This is a genomic window from Paraburkholderia sp., from assembly GCF_035948235.1.
Taxonomy (GTDB): Bacteria; Pseudomonadota; Gammaproteobacteria; order Burkholderiales; family Burkholderiaceae; genus Paraburkholderia.
Genome location: NZ_DASZJJ010000283.1, coordinates 1 through 16,333 on the forward strand (window position 1 = coordinate 1; position 16,333 = coordinate 16,333).

Annotated in this window: 15 protein-coding genes; 12 read left to right on the forward strand and 3 right to left on the reverse strand. The window is 65.1% G+C overall.

What is annotated here, in order from left to right; translation table 11 throughout:
- Nucleotides 1-88 precede the first annotated feature (88 nt).
- The 5 genes from VG320_RS24675 (at nucleotide 89) to VG320_RS24695 (ending at nucleotide 5,746) form a co-directional block, all read left to right on the forward strand.
- Entirely contained in the window at nucleotides 89-631 is a 543-nt protein-coding gene (locus tag VG320_RS24675; protein WP_327202683.1) for a BrnA antitoxin family protein, read from the forward strand.
- 167 nt (nucleotides 632-798) lie between these two features.
- Entirely contained in the window at nucleotides 799-2,214 is a 1,416-nt protein-coding gene (eat, locus tag VG320_RS24680) for an ethanolamine permease (protein ID WP_327202684.1), read from the forward strand.
- Nucleotides 2,215-2,272: 58 nt separating this feature from the next.
- Nucleotides 2,273-3,682, forward strand: coding sequence for an ethanolamine ammonia-lyase subunit EutB (locus VG320_RS24685; RefSeq protein WP_327202685.1), 1,410 nt, complete (start codon nucleotides 2,273-2,275; stop codon nucleotides 3,680-3,682).
- The gene (gene eutC / locus VG320_RS24690; protein WP_327202686.1) at nucleotides 3,679-4,473 is read left to right on the forward strand and encodes an ethanolamine ammonia-lyase subunit EutC; all 795 of its coding nucleotides are present in this window, start codon (nucleotides 3,679-3,681) and stop codon (nucleotides 4,471-4,473) included. The genes VG320_RS24685 and eutC overlap by 4 nt, the downstream gene beginning before the upstream one ends.
- Before the next feature lie 247 nt (nucleotides 4,474-4,720).
- On the forward strand, nucleotides 4,721-5,746 hold the full coding sequence (locus tag VG320_RS24695; protein ID WP_327202687.1) for a helix-turn-helix domain-containing protein: 1,026 nt from the start codon (nucleotides 4,721-4,723) through the stop codon (nucleotides 5,744-5,746).
- A 23-nt stretch (nucleotides 5,747-5,769) separates the two neighbouring features.
- Here VG320_RS24695 and VG320_RS24700 read toward each other — a convergent pair whose 3' ends face one another.
- On the reverse strand, nucleotides 5,770-6,624 hold the full coding sequence (locus VG320_RS24700) for a helix-turn-helix transcriptional regulator (protein WP_327202688.1): 855 nt from the start codon (nucleotides 6,622-6,624) through the stop codon (nucleotides 5,770-5,772).
- Nucleotides 6,625-6,633: 9 nt separating this feature from the next.
- Complete coding sequence (locus VG320_RS24705; protein WP_327202689.1) at nucleotides 6,634-7,551, reverse strand: LysR family transcriptional regulator; 918 nt, start codon at nucleotides 7,549-7,551, stop codon at nucleotides 6,634-6,636.
- Between the two features lie 98 nt (nucleotides 7,552-7,649).
- On the opposite strand from VG320_RS24705, the gene VG320_RS24710 reads away from it, so the two are divergent.
- Complete coding sequence (locus VG320_RS24710) at nucleotides 7,650-8,855, forward strand: MFS transporter (RefSeq protein WP_327202690.1); 1,206 nt, start codon at nucleotides 7,650-7,652, stop codon at nucleotides 8,853-8,855.
- 5 nt (nucleotides 8,856-8,860) lie between these two features.
- Here the strand turns inward: VG320_RS24710 and VG320_RS24715 are convergent, their stop codons facing one another.
- Nucleotides 8,861-9,475, reverse strand: a complete 615-nt coding sequence (locus VG320_RS24715; protein WP_327202691.1) for a TetR/AcrR family transcriptional regulator — start codon at nucleotides 9,473-9,475, stop codon at nucleotides 8,861-8,863.
- Between the two features lie 395 nt (nucleotides 9,476-9,870).
- On the opposite strand from VG320_RS24715, the gene VG320_RS24720 reads away from it, so the two are divergent.
- From VG320_RS24720 to VG320_RS24745, 6 genes are read left to right on the forward strand one after another with little or no spacing between them, the layout of a single operon-like run.
- Nucleotides 9,871-11,130: a TonB-dependent receptor plug domain-containing protein gene (locus tag VG320_RS24720; protein WP_327202692.1), complete on the forward strand. Its 1,260-nt coding sequence runs from the start codon at nucleotides 9,871-9,873 to the stop codon at nucleotides 11,128-11,130.
- The gene (locus tag VG320_RS24725; RefSeq protein WP_327202710.1) at nucleotides 11,067-12,221 is read left to right on the forward strand and encodes a TonB-dependent receptor domain-containing protein; all 1,155 of its coding nucleotides are present in this window, start codon (nucleotides 11,067-11,069) and stop codon (nucleotides 12,219-12,221) included. Before VG320_RS24720 ends, VG320_RS24725 begins: the two co-directional genes overlap by 64 nt.
- 44 nt (nucleotides 12,222-12,265) lie before the next feature.
- Entirely contained in the window at nucleotides 12,266-13,372 is a 1,107-nt protein-coding gene (locus VG320_RS24730) for a hemin-degrading factor (protein WP_327202693.1), read from the forward strand.
- Complete coding sequence (locus tag VG320_RS24735; protein WP_327202694.1) at nucleotides 13,369-14,280, forward strand: heme/hemin ABC transporter substrate-binding protein; 912 nt, start codon at nucleotides 13,369-13,371, stop codon at nucleotides 14,278-14,280. Before VG320_RS24730 ends, VG320_RS24735 begins: the two co-directional genes overlap by 4 nt.
- Nucleotides 14,277-15,416 (forward strand): iron ABC transporter permease, encoded by a 1,140-nt coding sequence (locus VG320_RS24740; protein ID WP_327202695.1) that lies wholly within the window; start codon nucleotides 14,277-14,279, stop codon nucleotides 15,414-15,416. Before VG320_RS24735 ends, VG320_RS24740 begins: the two co-directional genes overlap by 4 nt.
- A 30-nt stretch (nucleotides 15,417-15,446) precedes the next feature.
- Entirely contained in the window at nucleotides 15,447-16,259 is an 813-nt protein-coding gene (locus VG320_RS24745; protein ID WP_327202696.1) for an ATP-binding cassette domain-containing protein, read from the forward strand.
- The last annotated feature ends 74 nt before the right edge of the window (nucleotides 16,260-16,333 follow it).

The following is a 16,333-nucleotide window of genomic DNA, read 5'->3' on the forward strand; positions in this document are numbered from 1 at the left end:
GCTACGCGTATGAGGAGAATGGCGATATCGCCTTGATCTCCGCCCGGCGCGCAGACGCATCGGAACGAACGGAATACGAGGAACGGCGATGAGTGATACTTTTGACTTCTCACAAGCAAAGCGCGGCCCGATTATCGATCCGAAGGGCAAGACGCGCATTACGATCATGCTGGACGACGATGTCCTCCAGGCGTTTCGCGAGCGTGCTGCGAACGAAGGAAAAGGCTACCAGACGCTGATCAACGAATCACTCAGAAATGCTCTGAAGGCGGGGCCGGAGCCGGATATTGCGCTTGCCTTGAAGCAGATATCTGAATCTCTTGCTGTCGAGAAAGTACTTCGAGAACGAGAAAACGCAGTATTCATCAACACGATTGCCGACGCATCCGAGGCCTTCGATAAGGCGCTTCACACAGTTGAACATGCGGGCAAGCGTTCGGATTTCTCTCGACAGGAACTGGACAATCTGCGCCGCGCGGCGTCGGCGGTAGATATGGTCAAGGAATTCATCAAGGCCGCCAGGCCTGTCAAGTTGGTCAAGGAACTCGCTGGCCAACTCAGGACTTCTGCCAATGTGGCCGAGTCCGACTCGATGGGCGAGCGCTCATCCAGGAAGCGCCCGGCACACTGATAAAAAAGCCGCCCGTGGGCGGTTTTTTTTGCGTCCACGTTCGGTAAGGGATCGAACGGTGCGCCAAAAATCGTATGGAGAATGTAAGCAACGCAGATTGCCGATTTTCGATAACACGTCGATTAATGACTCTCTAGCATGGTTCCATTCATCGAGGAGAAAACACCATGCACGCAGAGTCGAAAGGCCCCAGCGCGGCGCCCGCGCTTCAGCAGACGCTCGGCACGTGGCAACTGTGGGGCATTGCCGTCGGGCTCGTGATTTCCGGCGAATATTTCGGCTGGAGCTACGGCTGGGCGAGCGCCGGCACGCTGGGCTTCGTCGTCACGGCGCTGTTCGTGGCGGCCATGTACACCACGTTCATTTTCAGTTTCACCGAACTCACCACGTCGATCCCGCACGCGGGCGGCCCGTTCGCCTACGCGCGCCGCGCATTCGGTCCCGCGGGCGGCTATCTCGCGGGCGCGGCCACGCTGGTCGAATTCGTGTTCGCGCCGCCGGCCATTGCGCTGGCTATCGGCGCGTATCTGCACGTGCAGTTTCCGGGCCTCGAGCCGAAGCACGCCGCGATGGGCGCGTACCTCGTGTTCATGGCGCTCAATATCGTGGGCGTGCAGATCGCCGCCACGTTCGAGCTGGTGGTCACGGTGCTGGCGATTTTCGAGCTGCTCGTGTTTATGGGTGTGGTTTCGCCGGGCTTCACGTGGGACCACTTCACGAAGGGCGGCTGGTCGGGCAACGATCACTTTTCATTGGGCGCCTTCCACGGCATGTTCGCGGCGATTCCGTTCGCGATCTGGTTCTTCCTCGCCATTGAAGGCGTGGCGATGGCCGCCGAGGAAGCGAAGAACCCCAAACGCTCGATTCCGGTTGCCTATGTTGCGGGCATCCTGACGCTGGTGGCGCTGGCCGTGGGCGTGATGGTGTTCGCGGGCGGCGCGGGCGACTGGACCAAGCTCGCCAACATCAATGACCCGCTGCCGCAAGCGATGAAATACATCGTTGGCGAGCATAGCGGCTGGATGCACATGCTCGTGTGGCTTGGCCTGTTCGGTCTGGTCGCGTCGTTTCACGGCATCATCCTGGGCTACTCGCGGCAGATTTTCGCGCTGGCTCGCGAAGGCTATCTGCCCGCCTGGCTCGCCAAGGTGCACCCGCGCTTCAAGACGCCTTATCGCGCGATTATCGCGGGCGGCGTGATTGGCATCGCGGCCATCTATAGCGACGAGCTGATCCAGTTTGGCGGCCAGACGCTCACTGCGAATATCGTCACGATGTCGGTGTTTGGCGCGATTGTGATGTACATCGTCAGCATGGCCGCGCTCTTCAAGCTGCGCCGCGCGCAGCCGCGTCTGGAGCGTCCGTTCCGCGCGCCGCTCTATCCGTTCTTTCCGGCTTTTGCGCTGCTCGCCGCGCTGGTTTGCCTCGGCACGATGGTGTATTTCAATGCGCTGGTCGCCGTGATCTTCGTGGGCTTCCTCGCGCTGGGCTATGCTTATTTTCTGGCGACCCGCGCACAGCGCGAGGCCGCTGCGCAGACCGCAGCGTCGCTGGAAACGTCCGGCGCGCTGCTGGAGGAATGAGCGCACAATGAACGTCTGCACCACGCACGAGCGCAGGAGTTGCGCGGGAGTCGAATAGATGGCCTATACGGAGACGATCGGTTCGCGTACCTACCGTTTCGCGGACCTCAAGACCTTGCTCGCGAAGGCGAGTCCGCTGCGCAGCGGCGACCAGCTCGCGGGCGTCGCGGCGGCAAGCGAGGAAGAGCGCGTCGCCGCGAAAATGGCGCTGGCTGAGGTGCCGCTCAAGACTTTCCTGAACGAAGCGCTCATCCCCTACGAGAGCGACGAAGTCACGCGCCTGATCGTCGATAGTCACGACGCACAGGCGTTCGCGATGGTTTCGCATCTCACGGTGGGCGACTTTCGCAACTGGCTGTTATCGCCCGAAGCGGATAGCGCGGCACTTGAACGTGTCGGCCCGGGCCTCACGCCCGAGATGGTGGCGGCGGTCTCCAAGATCATGCGCAACCAGGATCTGATCGCGGTGGCGCGCAAACGGCCCGTGATTACGCGCTTTCGCAACACGGTTGGGCTGCCTGGGCGCATGTCGGTGCGTCTGCAGCCCAACCATCCCACCGACGACGTGAAGGGCATCGCCGCATCCATGCTCGACGGCCTCATGTACGGCTGCGGCGACGCGATGATCGGCATCAATCCGGCCACGGACAGCCTGGCGGCCATCGTGAAGCTGCTCACGATGATCGACGGTTTTCGCGAGCGTTATCGCGTGCCCACGCAATCGTGTGTGCTCACGCATGTCACCAACACGATCGCGGCGATCGAAAAAGGCGCGCCCGTCGATCTGGTGTTCCAGTCGATCGCCGGCACCGAAAAAGCCAACGCCAGTTTTGGCATCTCGCTCGCGCTGCTGGGCGAAGCGCGCGACGCGGCGCTCTCGCTCAAGCGCGGCACGGTCGGCAACAACCTCATGTACTTCGAGACGGGGCAAGGCAGTGCGCTGTCCGCCAACGCGCATTTCGGCGTCGATCAGCAGACCTGCGAAGTGCGTGCCTATGCGGTCGCGCGCCACTTCGATCCCTTCCTCGTCAATACGGTGGTGGGCTTCATCGGCCCGGAATATCTCTACGATGGCAAGCAGATCATTCGCGCCGGCCTGGAAGATCACTTCTGCGGCAAGTTGTTAGGGGTGCCGATGGGTTGCGATATCTGCTACACCAATCACGCAGAAGCCGATTCGGACGATATGGATACGTTGCTCACCCTGCTGGGCACAGCGGGAATCAACTTCATCATGGGCATTCCCGGCGCCGACGACGTGATGCTCAATTATCAGAGCACCTCGTTTCACGACGCGTTGTACGTGCGCGAAGTGCTTGGCTTGCGCCGCGCGCCCGAGTTCGAGGAGTGGCTGGAAACGATGGAGATCGCCGATGCGAAGGGCGCGCTGCTGCCCACGTCAGCGCGCGTGCCGCTGCTGGCGGGCGCGAACGAATGGATGGGCATCGGGCAGGGAGCCAGCGCATGAGCGACGCCGTCGAAAAGAATCCCTGGGCGGGGCTGAAGGCATTCACCAATGCGCGCATCGCGCTGGGGCGCGCAGGTAACGGCCTGCCGACCGCGCCGCTGCTTGCGTTCAATCTCTCGCACGCCCAGGCGCGCGACGCGGTGCATCAGCCGCTCGATGCGCAGACGTTGTGCGCGCAACTGGAAGCTCAGGGTTTCGCGACGCTCGCAGCGCAAAGCGCGGCGTCAGACCGGCAGCATTATTTGCGCAGGCCCGATCTGGGAAGACGGCTGAGCGACGAAAGCCGTGAAGCGCTTGCACGCGCTCCAAAGGACGCGCCGGACGTGGTGTTCGTGGTCGGCGACGGGCTGTCGGCCTTCGCGGCGGCGAAGCAGGCCGTGCCGCTATTGCAGGCAGTGCGCCGACGTCTGGAAGACGATGCCGCCACGGCTGGATGGCGCATCGGCCCGGTGGTGGTGGCGCGCCAGGCGCGTGTTGCGCTCGGCGACGAGATCGGCGAATTGCTGGGTGCGAAACTCGTCGCCATGTTGATCGGCGAGCGGCCCGGTTTGAGTTCGCCCGATAGCCTGGGCGTGTACCTCACGTGGGCACCGAAGGTGGGCTGTCACGACGCGTTGCGCAACTGCATTTCGAACGTGCGGCCCGAAGGGCTGCCGTACGAAGCGGCGGCGCACAAGCTGCATTATCTGCTCACGCACGCGCGGCGGCTCCAGTTGACCGGCGTGGGTCTGAAGGACGATAGCGACGCGACGTTGCCGCAGCAGTCCGTGGGGCGCGTCGAAGCGGCCTGAAACCGGCGCCCCATTTTGGGGCGCGACCCGCGGCGCATCTCGCAACGATGCGCCGAATTTGAACATCGATCAATCGCGCCAGGCGCGCGCGTGTGTGCAATAGTGTGCCGCAACGGCACATAGCTGACACATCAGTGTCATAGGCGTGCGCGTCATTCCCCGCCGCATGCGCCCCGCACGTCCCTGGCGCGGATTTTGCATCGAAAGCGGATCGTTTCCGACCAAACCTAAGCGCCAGGAGTCACCCATGAATCAAGCGGTCACGCGCATCGAACAGACCGCGGCGGACACCCGCCTGAACGCCCAGGGCGCGCAGGTGCCTGCCGGCCGCGCGGTCGTGAGCGTCGCGCATGACGCCGACGAGCAGGCGCGCAATCTGGTCGGCTGGCGGCAGACCTACGATCAGCTCGCGGCGGGGCGCTTCGTCGGCACGCTCACGGAAATCCCGCTCGACACTATGAAGATTTTCTGCGAGACCACCAGTCACACGCTGCGGCAGGCGTGCGAGGTGCGGGGCGACGCGTACTGGTTCGGCATTCCTGCGGCGCTCGACGGCCAGGCGCGCATCGATTCGCAGCCGTTTGGCGAGCACGCGATTGCCGTGCGGCCCGGCAATGTCGAATTCGAGTTGCTCACGCCCGCGCAGTTTTCGATCTACGGTGTGGTGGTGCGCGGCGACGTGCTGCGCCACTATGCCGAAGCCGTCGAACGCGTGCCGCTGGACGCCCGCCTGCCGTGCGCGCCGACCGTGCGCGCGGGCGCGGCACGTCTGGCGCAGCTTTGCGCATTGCTCGCGCAACGGCTGGGCGATACCGATGCGGGCAACGCCATGCTGTCGGACGTGGAGCGTGACGACGTCCAGGCGGAATTGCTGGCGGCGCTTTTCGATGCCTGCACGGCGCACGACGATGGTTCCGGCAATGCGGATGCACTGGGCGACCCGCCTTCGCGCCGCCGCTGGATCGTCGGCCAGGCGCGCGATTATGTGCTTGCGCATCGCTCGCGTCCGGTGGGCGTGCCGGAACTCTGCGAGCAACTGCATGTGAGCCGGCGCACCTTGCAATACTGCTTCCAGGACGTGCTGGGCATGGCGCCCGCGACCTATCTGCGCGCGCTGCGCCTGAACGGCGCGCGTCGCGATCTGTGCGGACGCGCGGCCGGGTCGGTGCAGGACGTGGCAGCGGCATGGGGGTTCTGGCATCTGAGCCAGTTCGCTACCGACTATCGACGCATGTTCGGCATGCGCCCTTCGGAAGCGCTGCGCGCGGCGTAACCCGCCGCCGCGCGATTCGCAATTTATCCGGACACCTGATGATTGGCGGGCCGCGCGATAAACTTGCCGGGGCTCGTGCCCGTGAGGCGCCGGAACATCGCGATAAACGCCGACGAAGTCGCATAGCCCAGATCGAGCGCCACCGATTCGACGCTGCGCCCCGCCTGCAACAGCGGCAGCGCGCGCACCAGCCGCAGCCGCGCGCGCCATTCAGTCAGTGACATCCCCAGTTCGCGTTGAGCATGGCGCATCAGCGTGCGTTCGCTCGTATGAAACGCGGCGGCCAGCTCGGCGAGCGGGCGGTTATCGGCGGGATTGTCGTGAAAGACCTTGAGCACCGCGTCCAGTTCCGGGTCGTCCGCGTGAGGCAGGTAACTCCCCGTCGTGGCGCAGGTGCCCAGTTGATCGACCAGCACGCGTAACAGGCGCGTGCGCGTGGGCGATTCCAGGCCGTCGTGGCCCTCGGGCGGCAGTGCACGCAGATGTTCGAGCATCGCGCGCACAAGCGGCGACACCATCACCGCGCAGGTCTGCGCGGGCAGCGCGGCGCACAGCTCGCGCTTGATATAGACCGAGCAATGCACCGTCTCCGCGTGATTGAAGCCGACGTGCTCGGTACCCGGCGCGATCCACAAAGCCATATGCGGCGGCGCGAGAAAGTAATCCTCGCGCGTCGTGACTTCGGTGATGCCGCTGAACGAATAGACGAACTCGCCCCACGGATGGCACATCGACGGATAGGTCGCGTGCGAGGGCATGTGCTCGGTGCGGAAATACACGGGCACCGGCAGCGTGTCGATGAAGGGCGGCTGGCGCAGGTGCTGCGCGTTGCGCTGCGGGGCGGTCGTGCGATTGGGTTTGGTGCGGGGCGTCGGCATGGCGCGGGTTCAAGTGGAATGCGCTTGCTGCGCGTTTTTATCGACTGCGTCATGCGCGAACTCGACGAAACGCAGCGCACATCGCGACGCATCCGTTGCGCGCCACAGCAGCGTTTGCTCGAGCGGCGCTTCACCGGCGAGCGGCACGTAGCGCACGCCCGGCATCTGCAACGCCGCGACGGATGCGGGCACGATCGCTACGCCACGTTCGGCGGCAACCAGCGCCACCAGCGTCGCGACCTGCGTGGCGGTCGGCCCCAGGCGCGGCGCGAGGCCGGTTTTCGCGCATAGACGGTTGAGCGCCGCATTGAGCGCGGAACCCTGACCCGGCGGATAAGTGATGAAGGCTTCACCCGCGAGCGCGGCGAAGTCAATCGCATCGCACGCGGCGTGCTGACTGGCGCACGGCACGGCGGCGACCAGCGGCTCGCTCGCCACGATGCGCTGGGCGATCTCGGGCGGTGCGGCTTGCGGCGCGGCCCATCCGAACGCAATGTCGATCACGCCCGCCGCGATCTGCCGATAGTGATCGACGCTCGCCACTTCGCAAAAGCTCAACTCCACTTCTGGCGCCGCGCGGCCGAATGCGCGCACGATCTCGCTGAACACGCGCGACATCGGAATCGAACTGGTGTAGCCAATCGCCAGGCGCCCGGCCGTGCCGTTCGCCAGCCGCTGCGCCGAAGTCTGGGCGCTCGCCGCCGCTTCGAGCACCCGGCGCGCGTGGTCGAGAAACTGCATGCCTTCGGGCGTGAGTGTGACTGCGCGTGTCGAGCGCTCGAACAGGCGTATTCCCAGCCCGGTTTCGAGCGCGGAGATCTGGCGCGTGAGCGGCGGCTGGGCGATGTGCAGGCGTTCGGCGGCGCGGCCGAAGTGCAGTTCGTCGGCGACGGTCACGAAATAGCGCAGGCGGCGCAGGTCGAGCATGGAGTGAGTCCGGGTATCAATCAGCACAAAATCGGTATTGGCCGCGCTCGCGCGCGCCCGGCAGACTGAATGGACAGCTATCGTCACGGAAACCATTCATGTCTGGCAAGCCCTTGCGCGCGGCGTTTTTTCTCTGCGGCTGCGCGGCCTTTCTCAATCTCTACGCTACGCAGGGCATCTTGCGCGAACTTGCGGCGGCCTTTGGCGTGAGCGCTGAACGCGCGGGGCAAGGCGTCAGCGCGACCACGCTGGCCGTCGCCATTATCGCGCCATTCGTCGGTGCAATCGCTGCGCCGTTCGCGCGCCGCACGGTGATCGCGGGCGCGGCGATGATGTCCGCGCTGCCCGCGTTGTGGGCCGCGCATGCGGGCGGCTTCGGCTCGTTTCTCGCCGCGCGCTTTGCCGTCGGCATGCTGATGCCGTTTATCTTCGCGATATCGGTGTCGTTTATCGGCGAGTGTTTTTCGCGCGATGAGGCTGCGGAGGTGAGCGCGCTGTTTGTCGCCGGGACCACGCTCGGCGGCTTCGCGGGACGCTTCGTGACCAATGCGTGCGTGGCCGCGCTGGGCTGGCGGCAGGCGCTGGATGGGGTCGCGCTGTTGAGCCTGGTGGCGGGTATGGCGATTTACGCGTGGCTGCCGCGAGATGTGCCGACGGCGATGCAACCCGAAGCGCGCGCGATCGATCACGCGGCGCCATCGCGGTTGAAGCTGCTTGCACGGCCATCGCTGCTGGCGGCGTTCGGTTTCGGCGCCTGCGTGCTGGCCTCGCAGGTGGCCACGTTCACCTTCGCGGGGCTGCGGCTCGCGCAGCCGCCTTATGACTTCGGCACAGCGCAGATCGGCGCGATCTACGCCGTGTTCCTGCTCGCGATGGTGGTGACGCCGCTCGCGGGGCGCGTCGCGCGCCATCGTTCGCCGCGCGATCTGGCGGTCTGGGCGGCATGGCTCGCGCTGGTGGGCGCGCTGCTCACGCTCGCCCACGGCCTGGTGCCGATCCTGTTGGGGCTGGCGCTCGGCTCGACCGCCGTTTTTGTCGAACAGGCTGCGGCCAATGCGTTTATCTCGCAGACCGCCGGTGCGGCGCGGGCCACGGCCATCGGCGTGTATCTCTCGTTTTATTACCTGGGCGGCAGTCTCGGGTCGGTGCTGCCCGTGCCTGGCTGGCGTCTATGGGGCTGGGGCGGTTGCGTGGCGTTCGTGATCGCCGCGCAGGCGCTGGCGGGCCTGCTCGCCTGGCGGTTCTGGCGCGAGGGCGCGCGGCAGGGCGCTTCGCCGGGCGAGGTGCGGGCTTTGCTGCGCTAGCCCGTTCAGGCGTAGCGCGCGAGAAACATATCGGCGGCGGATTCGGCGATGCGGGCCTGGCCCGCTGCGTCGAGCGGCGGCTGGCCCATCGTCACCTGCGGCCAGAACGCGAACGCCTTCACCATCCCCTGCAGTTCCTGCGCCGCGAAAAGCGGATCGTCGATTTGCAGACGCCCGTCTGCGCTGGCGGCGCGAATCCACACGGTCACGTCCTCTTCGCGCTCGCCGATGCGCGCGACCATGTCGCGTGCGCGCTCGGGAGAGTGAATGCCCGCTGCGATCGCCACGCGGGCGAGCGCCAGAAACGACTCGTCGGCCATCAGGCGCAGTTTGCGCGCGAGCAGCGCAAGCAGTTGCGGGCGCAACGGTTCTGCGGCGCGGTAGGCGGGCGATGTGCCGGTCTCGCTCGCGTCCCACAGGCGCATCAGGATCGCCGCGAACAGCGCTTCCTTGCTCGGAAAGTGGTTGTAAACCGTGCGCTTGGAGACGCTCGCGCGTGCGGCGATGCGGTCCATGCTGGTGGCGTCGTAACCGGCGCCGAGAAATTCCTCGATGGCCGCTTCCAGAATGGCGGCGCGTTTGCGGTCGGTCAGGCGTTGCGGGGTAGCGGTCGAATCCATGACGCGATTTTACTGGTTCGCCTCGTGGCCGGGCGGCCCCGACGTTGCGGGTTTGCACTCGGCGCCGGACATTTCGATGCGATTTGCGCCGATGTGCGGTCATTTTGCGACATATAACCATGACGCATATAAGGACTTCTCATCCGTCGCTACAGAAAACATACATGCGCGACTGTTTCTATCTGCCGCGCAAGTTGGCAACTAACTAACTGATAAATCGACGATTTTCGCGTTGCTCACTAGAGGCCGCGCCAAACGCGCATGCAGATTTACCCCTTCGAATCCCTTCGGCTGTTAAAAAGTAAATGAGAATTGTTTGCATCCAGGCTAAGATCGAGCCCGCTTTCGGTTCGTAAGAAACCGGGCGCCTGGATTCTGACTACGGGGTAGATTCGATGCATTTCAAGCAAAGACTGGTGCGGCGCGTGTTGCCGGCGCTGATTGCCGAAGCCTGCGCGCTTTATGCCAGCCAGACGCTGGCCGCTCAACCGGCCCAGGCGTCTCAGCCTGCCGCCAGCGCGACACTCGCGCAAAACGCCACCACCAACGACACCGCCGCGGACCCGGCCGCCAAACCCATGCGCGCCGACGCCCTGCGCCGCGAGCAGGCGCTCAAGGCCGTAACGGTCACGGCGACGCGCGGCGGCAGCGCGGACCCGAACCGCACGGCGGCCACGGTCTCGGTCATCACCAGCGACGATATCGACGAGAACAACGCCAAGGACGTCAAGGACGCGCTCAAGTACGAGCCGGGCGTGGAAGTGCGCCACTCGGCCTACCGGCCGTCGGGCATCACGGGCTCGTCGGGCCGCGCGGGCAATGAAGGCATCAATATTCGCGGCCTTGAAGGCAACCAGGTGCTGCTGCTCGAAGACGGCGTGCCGCTGCCGCAGTCGTACGCGTTCGGCTCAGGTTCGGCCGGCCGCGCCGATTATCTGAACACCGATCTCTATCAGCGCATTGAAGTGCTGCGCGGACCGACTTCGGCGCTGTACGGCAGTGACGGCCTGACGGGCGCGGTCAACTTCGTGACCAAGGACCCGGGCGACCTGCTGTCGATCTACAACAAGCCGACCTATTTCTCGCTGAAGGCGGGCTACGACTCGACCGACCGCAGCTGGGGATCGACGGCCACGGCTGCCTTCGGCGGCGACGTGGTGCAGGGCATGGTCGCGCTGTCTGGCCGCCACGGCCACGAAACCGACAACAAGGGCGACAGCAACACGCTGGGCGCGACACGCTCGGAAGCGGATCCGCTGACGTACAACAATCGCAGCGCACTCGGCAAGCTGGTTTTTAAATTGACGCCGCAAGACACGCTCAAAATCACTGCGGAAACGATTAGTAATGCGAATTCAAGCGATGGTCTTTCGCAGCTCGGCGGTGCGTATACGTGGAGCGGCTACACGGCCAATCGCTATGTGACCGGCAACGAGGTTAACAGCAACCGCGTCCAGCTCGACTACGATCATCGCGACGCGACGAACCCGTATTTCCAGCAGCCTCCACGCGGCAGACGCTCGATATCGGCGGCGCCAATGCGAGCGGCGCAACGTCCTCGCGCTCGCGCACCAACGATTACGGCGACAACATCCTCGGCGGCAGCGTGGTGGCCGATAGCGCGTTCGCGACCGGCTTCCTGCAGCACAAGTTGACTTACGGTTTCGATGCCAGCGTCTCGCACTACAGCACCGCAAGCTCGGCGGGATCGGAGTGGACCAGCAGTGCAGACGGCTATCCGGAAGCTTTCCCAAAGACCACGCAAACGAATGTCGGCGCCTTCGTGCAGGACGAGATTCGCTGGAACAAGCTGAGCGTGGTGCCGGGCGTGCGCTTCGACTGGTACGACATGACGCCGCATCCAGACGCGACCTACGCGTCCATGTCCGCCGCGTCGACCAAGCCCACCACGACCTCCACGGGCAACGCGATTTCGCCGCGCCTTGCGGTGCTTTATGAAGTGTCGCCCGCGTTCGTGCCTTATGTGCAGTACGCGCACGGCTTCCGCGCGCCATCGGCCTACCAGGTCAACAGCTTCTATAACCCGGCGGGTTCGTACGGTCTTTACTACCAGCAGGTTGGCAATCCTGACCTCAAGCCGGAAACCAGCAACTCGATCGAACTGGGCCTGCGCGGCAAGCTCGGCGTCGGTCACGGCCAGGTGAACTACAGCGCTGCCGCGTTTGCGGGCCGCTACAGCAACTTCATCGATACGAAGGTGATTGGCGGCAGCGTGACGTCCGCGACCAATCCGTACACGGTGCAGTACGTGAATTATTCGAAGGCCTCGATTCAGGGCCTCGAAGGCAAAGCAGACTGGTACGTGAACGACAGCCTGGAAGTGAAGGGCGGCTTCGCGTGGATTCATGGCACCGAAACGAAGGACGGCGTGACTTCGGGGCTGGATACGGTGCCGCCGCTGGCGGTCGTGCTGGGCGTGAAGTACGCGCCCACCGAGCGCTGGTTCGCCAGCGCCGACCTGACCTACAACTCGCGCAAGAGCAAATCGACGATGTCCACGTCGTCGTATTTTTCGACGCCGTCCTACACGATTCTCGACCTGCACGCGGGCTACAACATCACGCGTCACGTGAGCGTGACGGCGGGCATCGACAACGTATTCGACCGCAAATACTGGACCTGGAACGACGTGCGCGGACTTTCGGACAGCGACAGCGCGGCGAAGATCAACGCGTACACCGCGCCAGGCCGCAACTTCAACGTGGCGATGAAAATCGACTTCTGACGCGCAGTTTATTCAACCGTTCAATGTACACAGGCAGGACCCTCATGACGCAAACCTCACATCCGGTTCCCGCGAACGCGGCCACGCTCGCGCTGCTGCGCGAGGCCTTCACCGAACTGCGCACGACGCGCAAGTTGCGCCATCGCGAAGCGGCGGCGGAACTGGGCGTAAGCGAAGGCGAAGCGCTGGCGGCGTTCGTCGGCGAGTATGTCGTGCGGCTCGATTGTCACAACGTCGACCAGTTCGCCGCGCTGTTCGAGGCGATGCCGCTGCTCGGCGAGGTCATGGTGCTCACGCGCAACGATGCCGTCGTGCACGAGAAAATCGGCACCTTCGGCAAGGTGGGGCGTAACGGTCCGGTGGGCCTGACCGTGGGCCGCGCGATCGATCTGCGTATTTTTTACGCGAAGTGGGCGTCGGCGTTCGCAGTGCGCGAAGCCTATGACGACGGCGTGCGCGAGAGCCTGCAGTTCTTCGACGCACACGGCGTAGCCATCACCAAGGTCTATCTGCGCGATGCGAGCGATCAGGCGGCGTTCAATGCGCTGGTCGAACGTCACGCCGCGCCGGAGCAGAAGGCGGGTCTCGCGGTCGCTCCAGTCCAGCCGCGCGCCGCACAGCGCGACGATGCGCAGATCGACGTGGCAGGTTTTCGCGCAGCCTGGGCAGCGATGAAGGACACCCATGAATTCTTCGATATCCTGCATAAATTCGATGTGGCCCGTCTGCAGGCACTACGCCTGGCCGACGCCGCGTATGCAGAGCCAATCGCACTCGATGCCATTGAGGTGTTGTTGAACGACGCCGCCCGCGCGCAGTTGCCGATCATGGTGTTTGTCGGCAATCCCGGCATGATCCAGATCCACACCGGTCCGGTCCAGAAGATCCGCACGATGGGACCGTGGCTGAACGTGCTCGACGCGGACTTCAATCTGCATCTGCGCACCAATCTCGTTGCGCACGCATGGGTCGTGCGCAAGCCAACGAGCGATGGCATCGTCACCTCGGTCGAACTCTTCGACGCGGCGGGCGAGAACATCGCCATGCTGTTCGGCGAACGTAAGCCGGGCCAGGCGGAACGCGAAGACTGGCGTGCGGCCGTGCAGCGCCTCGCACGTATCGAGCGTGCCGCGCAGGAGGCTGCCGTATGAGCGACGATCGTTTCGATTTCAGACGCCGACGCCTGTTGATCGGCACGGGTGGGCTGCTGCTTGCAGCGACGGGCGCGGGCTTTGCCGATCTGGCGAGCGCGGCCCCAACGCAGGCCCGGTCCGATACGCCGCGCGTGGTCGTGATCGGCGGGGCGCTTGCAGAAATCGTCTATGCGCTGGGCCGCGCCGACACGCTCGTAGGCTCCGATACCACCTGTACCTATCCGCCGCAGGCCCAGGCGCTGCCCAAGGTCGGCTATCAGCGCGCGCTCTCCGCGGAAGGTCTGCTGTCGTTGCAGCCCACGCTGATTCTTGCTTCTGCGGAGGCCGGGCCGCCCTCGGTGCTGCAACGTGTCGCCGATGCGGGCGTGAAGCTCGCGACCTTTGGCGAAGGGCACGATGTGGCCTCGGTACGCGAGAAGATCGTGGGCGTGGCGCGCGCGCTCGACGCTGAAAACGCAGGTCAAACGCTGCTCGCGCGCTTCGATCGCGGGTGGGCCGAGGCGTCGGCACAGGTTGCGCAGGCAACGAAGCCCGCAACCCAGCCACGCGTGTTGTTCCTCATGAGTCCCACCGACAACCAGCCGATGGTAGCGGGCCAGCACACCGCTGCCGACGCCATGCTCGCCTATGCGGGTGCGCGCAATGCGATGCAGGGCTTCTCGGGCTATCGCGCGCTCACGCCCGAGGCGCTGGTCGCCGCGCAACCCGATATCGTGTTGACGACTGACGATGCGCTCAAGGCTGCAGGTAGCAAGCGCCATCTGCTCGATTCGGCGGGCTTCGCGCTGACGCCCGCCGGGCGCTCGACGCGCGTGGTCGCGCTCGATGCGCTGTTCCTGCTCGGCTTCGGCCCGCGCCTGCCCGAGGCCGTGAGCGCACTCAACCGCAGTCTGGCGAAAGCATGATGAGCAGGCCGACGCTTCAACTCGCGCAGCCTGCGCTGGCTGCGCCATCTTCCGTGCGCACGCTGCGCTCGCGCGTCCCGCTGGTGTTCGCCGCGCTCGCAGCCTTGCTAGCGCTGGCCGTGTTGGCGGCCGTGTGCATGGGCGCTTATCCGGTGTCGCCTGCCGCACTCTGGCAAACGCTCGTGGCAGGCGATCTGCACGCAGGCGCGCAAGCCGATCGATCCGCGCTGGTGTTACTCGAACTGCGCATGCCGCGTGTGGCGCTCGCGCTGCTGGTGGGCGCGGGGTTCGGCGCGGCTGGCAGCGCCCTGCAGGCGCTGCTGCGCAATCCGCTCGCGGACCCCGGCTTGATCGGCGTATCGAGCGGCGCGGCATTGGGCGCTTCATTGCTGATCGTGTTCGGCGCGGTGCTGTTGCCGCATCTGTCCGCGTGGTGGCCCGCTGTATTCGCGGGCGGCTTCGCGCCGGGTTCGGGACAACTTACCGCGATTGCGGCGTTCATCGGGGCGCTGGGCGTGACGCTGGGCGTGTACCGGATTTCCTCGTCGAACGGCCGCGTGGTGCTGCCGATCCTGCTGCTCGCCGGTGTGGCCGCCAACGCGCTCGCGGGCGCGGTGATCGGTACGCTCTCTTATGTGGCCACCGATGCGCAACTGCGTTCGCTGACGTTCTGGAGTCTGGGCAGTCTCGCCGATGCGAAGTGGTCGACGCTCGGCGCCATCGCGCCGTTCGTGATCGTGGGCATCGTAACGATTGCTGCGCACTCGCGCGCGCTCAACGCAATGCAACTCGGCGAACTGGAAGCGCACTATCTGGGCGTGCCGGTTCGACGTGTCAAGCACTCCATACTATTGGCGGTGGCGCTGGCTGTCGGCGCACTGGTGTCGAGCACGGGGCAGATCGGCTTTATCGGGCTGGTGGCGCCTCACTGTATCCGGCTTTCGTGTGGCCCCGACCAGCGCGTGGTGCTGCCGGGATCGATGCTGCTGGGCGCATTGCTGACCGTGGCCGCCGATCTCGCCGCACGTACGCTCGTGGCGCCTGCGGAGATTCCGCTTGGCGTGCTCACCGCCTTGCTGGGTGCACCGTTCTTTATCGTGCTGATCTTGCGCAGCCGGCGGCAATTCGGCGGATAAACGTATCGACCAAACGTCAAAAAAATACTCATGCTTTCGATTGAAAAACTGCGCATCGGCTACCGGGGAAGGCCGCTGTTCGACGACTTTTCGCTCAGCGTAGCGCCTGGCGAATTCGTGGTCGTGCTCGGCCAGAACGGGGTCGGCAAGAGCACGCTGCTCAAGGCGCTGGCCGGCGACTTCACGCTGCACGGCTTTCCCGATCGTGCGAGCAGCGGCACCCTCACGCTCAACGGCGAGGACGTGCGCCGCATCGCGCCGCAGCGCCTCGCGCAACTGCGGGCCGTGCTCGCGCAAAGCGTGCCTAACACGTTTGCGGTGCCGGTGAACGAAGTCGTGCAACTGGGCCGCTATGCGCATCTGGACGGCGCGGCATTGCCGTTTTCCGTCGATGTGCTGGTGCAGGACATGCTTGCGTTGGCGGGCGTGGCGCCGCTTGCGCAGCGCGATATCACCACGCTCTCGGGCGGCGAATTCGCGCGCGTGCAGTTTGCGCGTGCTCTCGCGCAATTGTGGACACTCGACGCCCATCAGATGCCGCCGCGTTATCTGCTGATGGACGAGCCCACGGCTGCGCTCGATCTCGTTCAGCAGCACCGGCTCTTCGCCACGGCGCGGCGGCTGACGCGCGCGTGGAATATCGGCGCGCTTGCGATCGCGCACGACTGCAATCTCGCTGCGCGCCATGCGGACCGCCTCGTGCTGCTCGCCAACGGCCGCGCGATCGCCGACGGGCCGCCGCGCGACGTCATGCGTACCGATCTGCTCGAACGCTGCTATGGCGCGCCGATGCAGATTGCCGGTGAAGACCAGGACGCCGTGGCAAGTATTTTTCCGGCCTGAAAAAGCCATAAAAACGTTTGCGCGCCCGGGGAACGTGCGCGCTCCATACGATCTCCATCATTCCTCGATAGTCG

Bases quoted from the DNA above. Each gene is read 5' to 3' on its own strand.
- VG320_RS24675 (WP_327202683.1), top strand. From the start codon at position 89: ATGAGTGATACTTTTGACTTCTCACAAGCAAAGCGCGGCCCGATTATC.
- eat (WP_327202684.1), top strand. From the start codon at position 799: ATGCACGCAGAGTCGAAAGGCCCCAGCGCGGCGCCCGCGCTTCAGCAG.
- VG320_RS24685 (WP_327202685.1), top strand. From the start codon at position 2,273: ATGGCCTATACGGAGACGATCGGTTCGCGTACCTACCGTTTCGCGGAC.
- eutC (WP_327202686.1), top strand. From the start codon at position 3,679: ATGAGCGACGCCGTCGAAAAGAATCCCTGGGCGGGGCTGAAGGCATTC.
- VG320_RS24695 (WP_327202687.1), top strand. From the start codon at position 4,721: ATGAATCAAGCGGTCACGCGCATCGAACAGACCGCGGCGGACACCCGC.
- VG320_RS24700 (WP_327202688.1), bottom strand. From the start codon at position 6,624: ATGCCGACGCCCCGCACCAAACCCAATCGCACGACCGCCCCGCAGCGC.
- VG320_RS24705 (WP_327202689.1), bottom strand. From the start codon at position 7,551: ATGCTCGACCTGCGCCGCCTGCGCTATTTCGTGACCGTCGCCGACGAA.
- VG320_RS24710 (WP_327202690.1), top strand. From the start codon at position 7,650: ATGTCTGGCAAGCCCTTGCGCGCGGCGTTTTTTCTCTGCGGCTGCGCG.
- VG320_RS24715 (WP_327202691.1), bottom strand. From the start codon at position 9,475: ATGGATTCGACCGCTACCCCGCAACGCCTGACCGACCGCAAACGCGCC.
- VG320_RS24720 (WP_327202692.1), top strand. From the start codon at position 9,871: ATGCATTTCAAGCAAAGACTGGTGCGGCGCGTGTTGCCGGCGCTGATT.
- VG320_RS24730 (WP_327202693.1), top strand. From the start codon at position 12,266: ATGACGCAAACCTCACATCCGGTTCCCGCGAACGCGGCCACGCTCGCG.
- VG320_RS24735 (WP_327202694.1), top strand. From the start codon at position 13,369: ATGAGCGACGATCGTTTCGATTTCAGACGCCGACGCCTGTTGATCGGC.
- VG320_RS24740 (WP_327202695.1), top strand. From the start codon at position 14,277: ATGATGAGCAGGCCGACGCTTCAACTCGCGCAGCCTGCGCTGGCTGCG.
- VG320_RS24745 (WP_327202696.1), top strand. From the start codon at position 15,447: ATGCTTTCGATTGAAAAACTGCGCATCGGCTACCGGGGAAGGCCGCTG.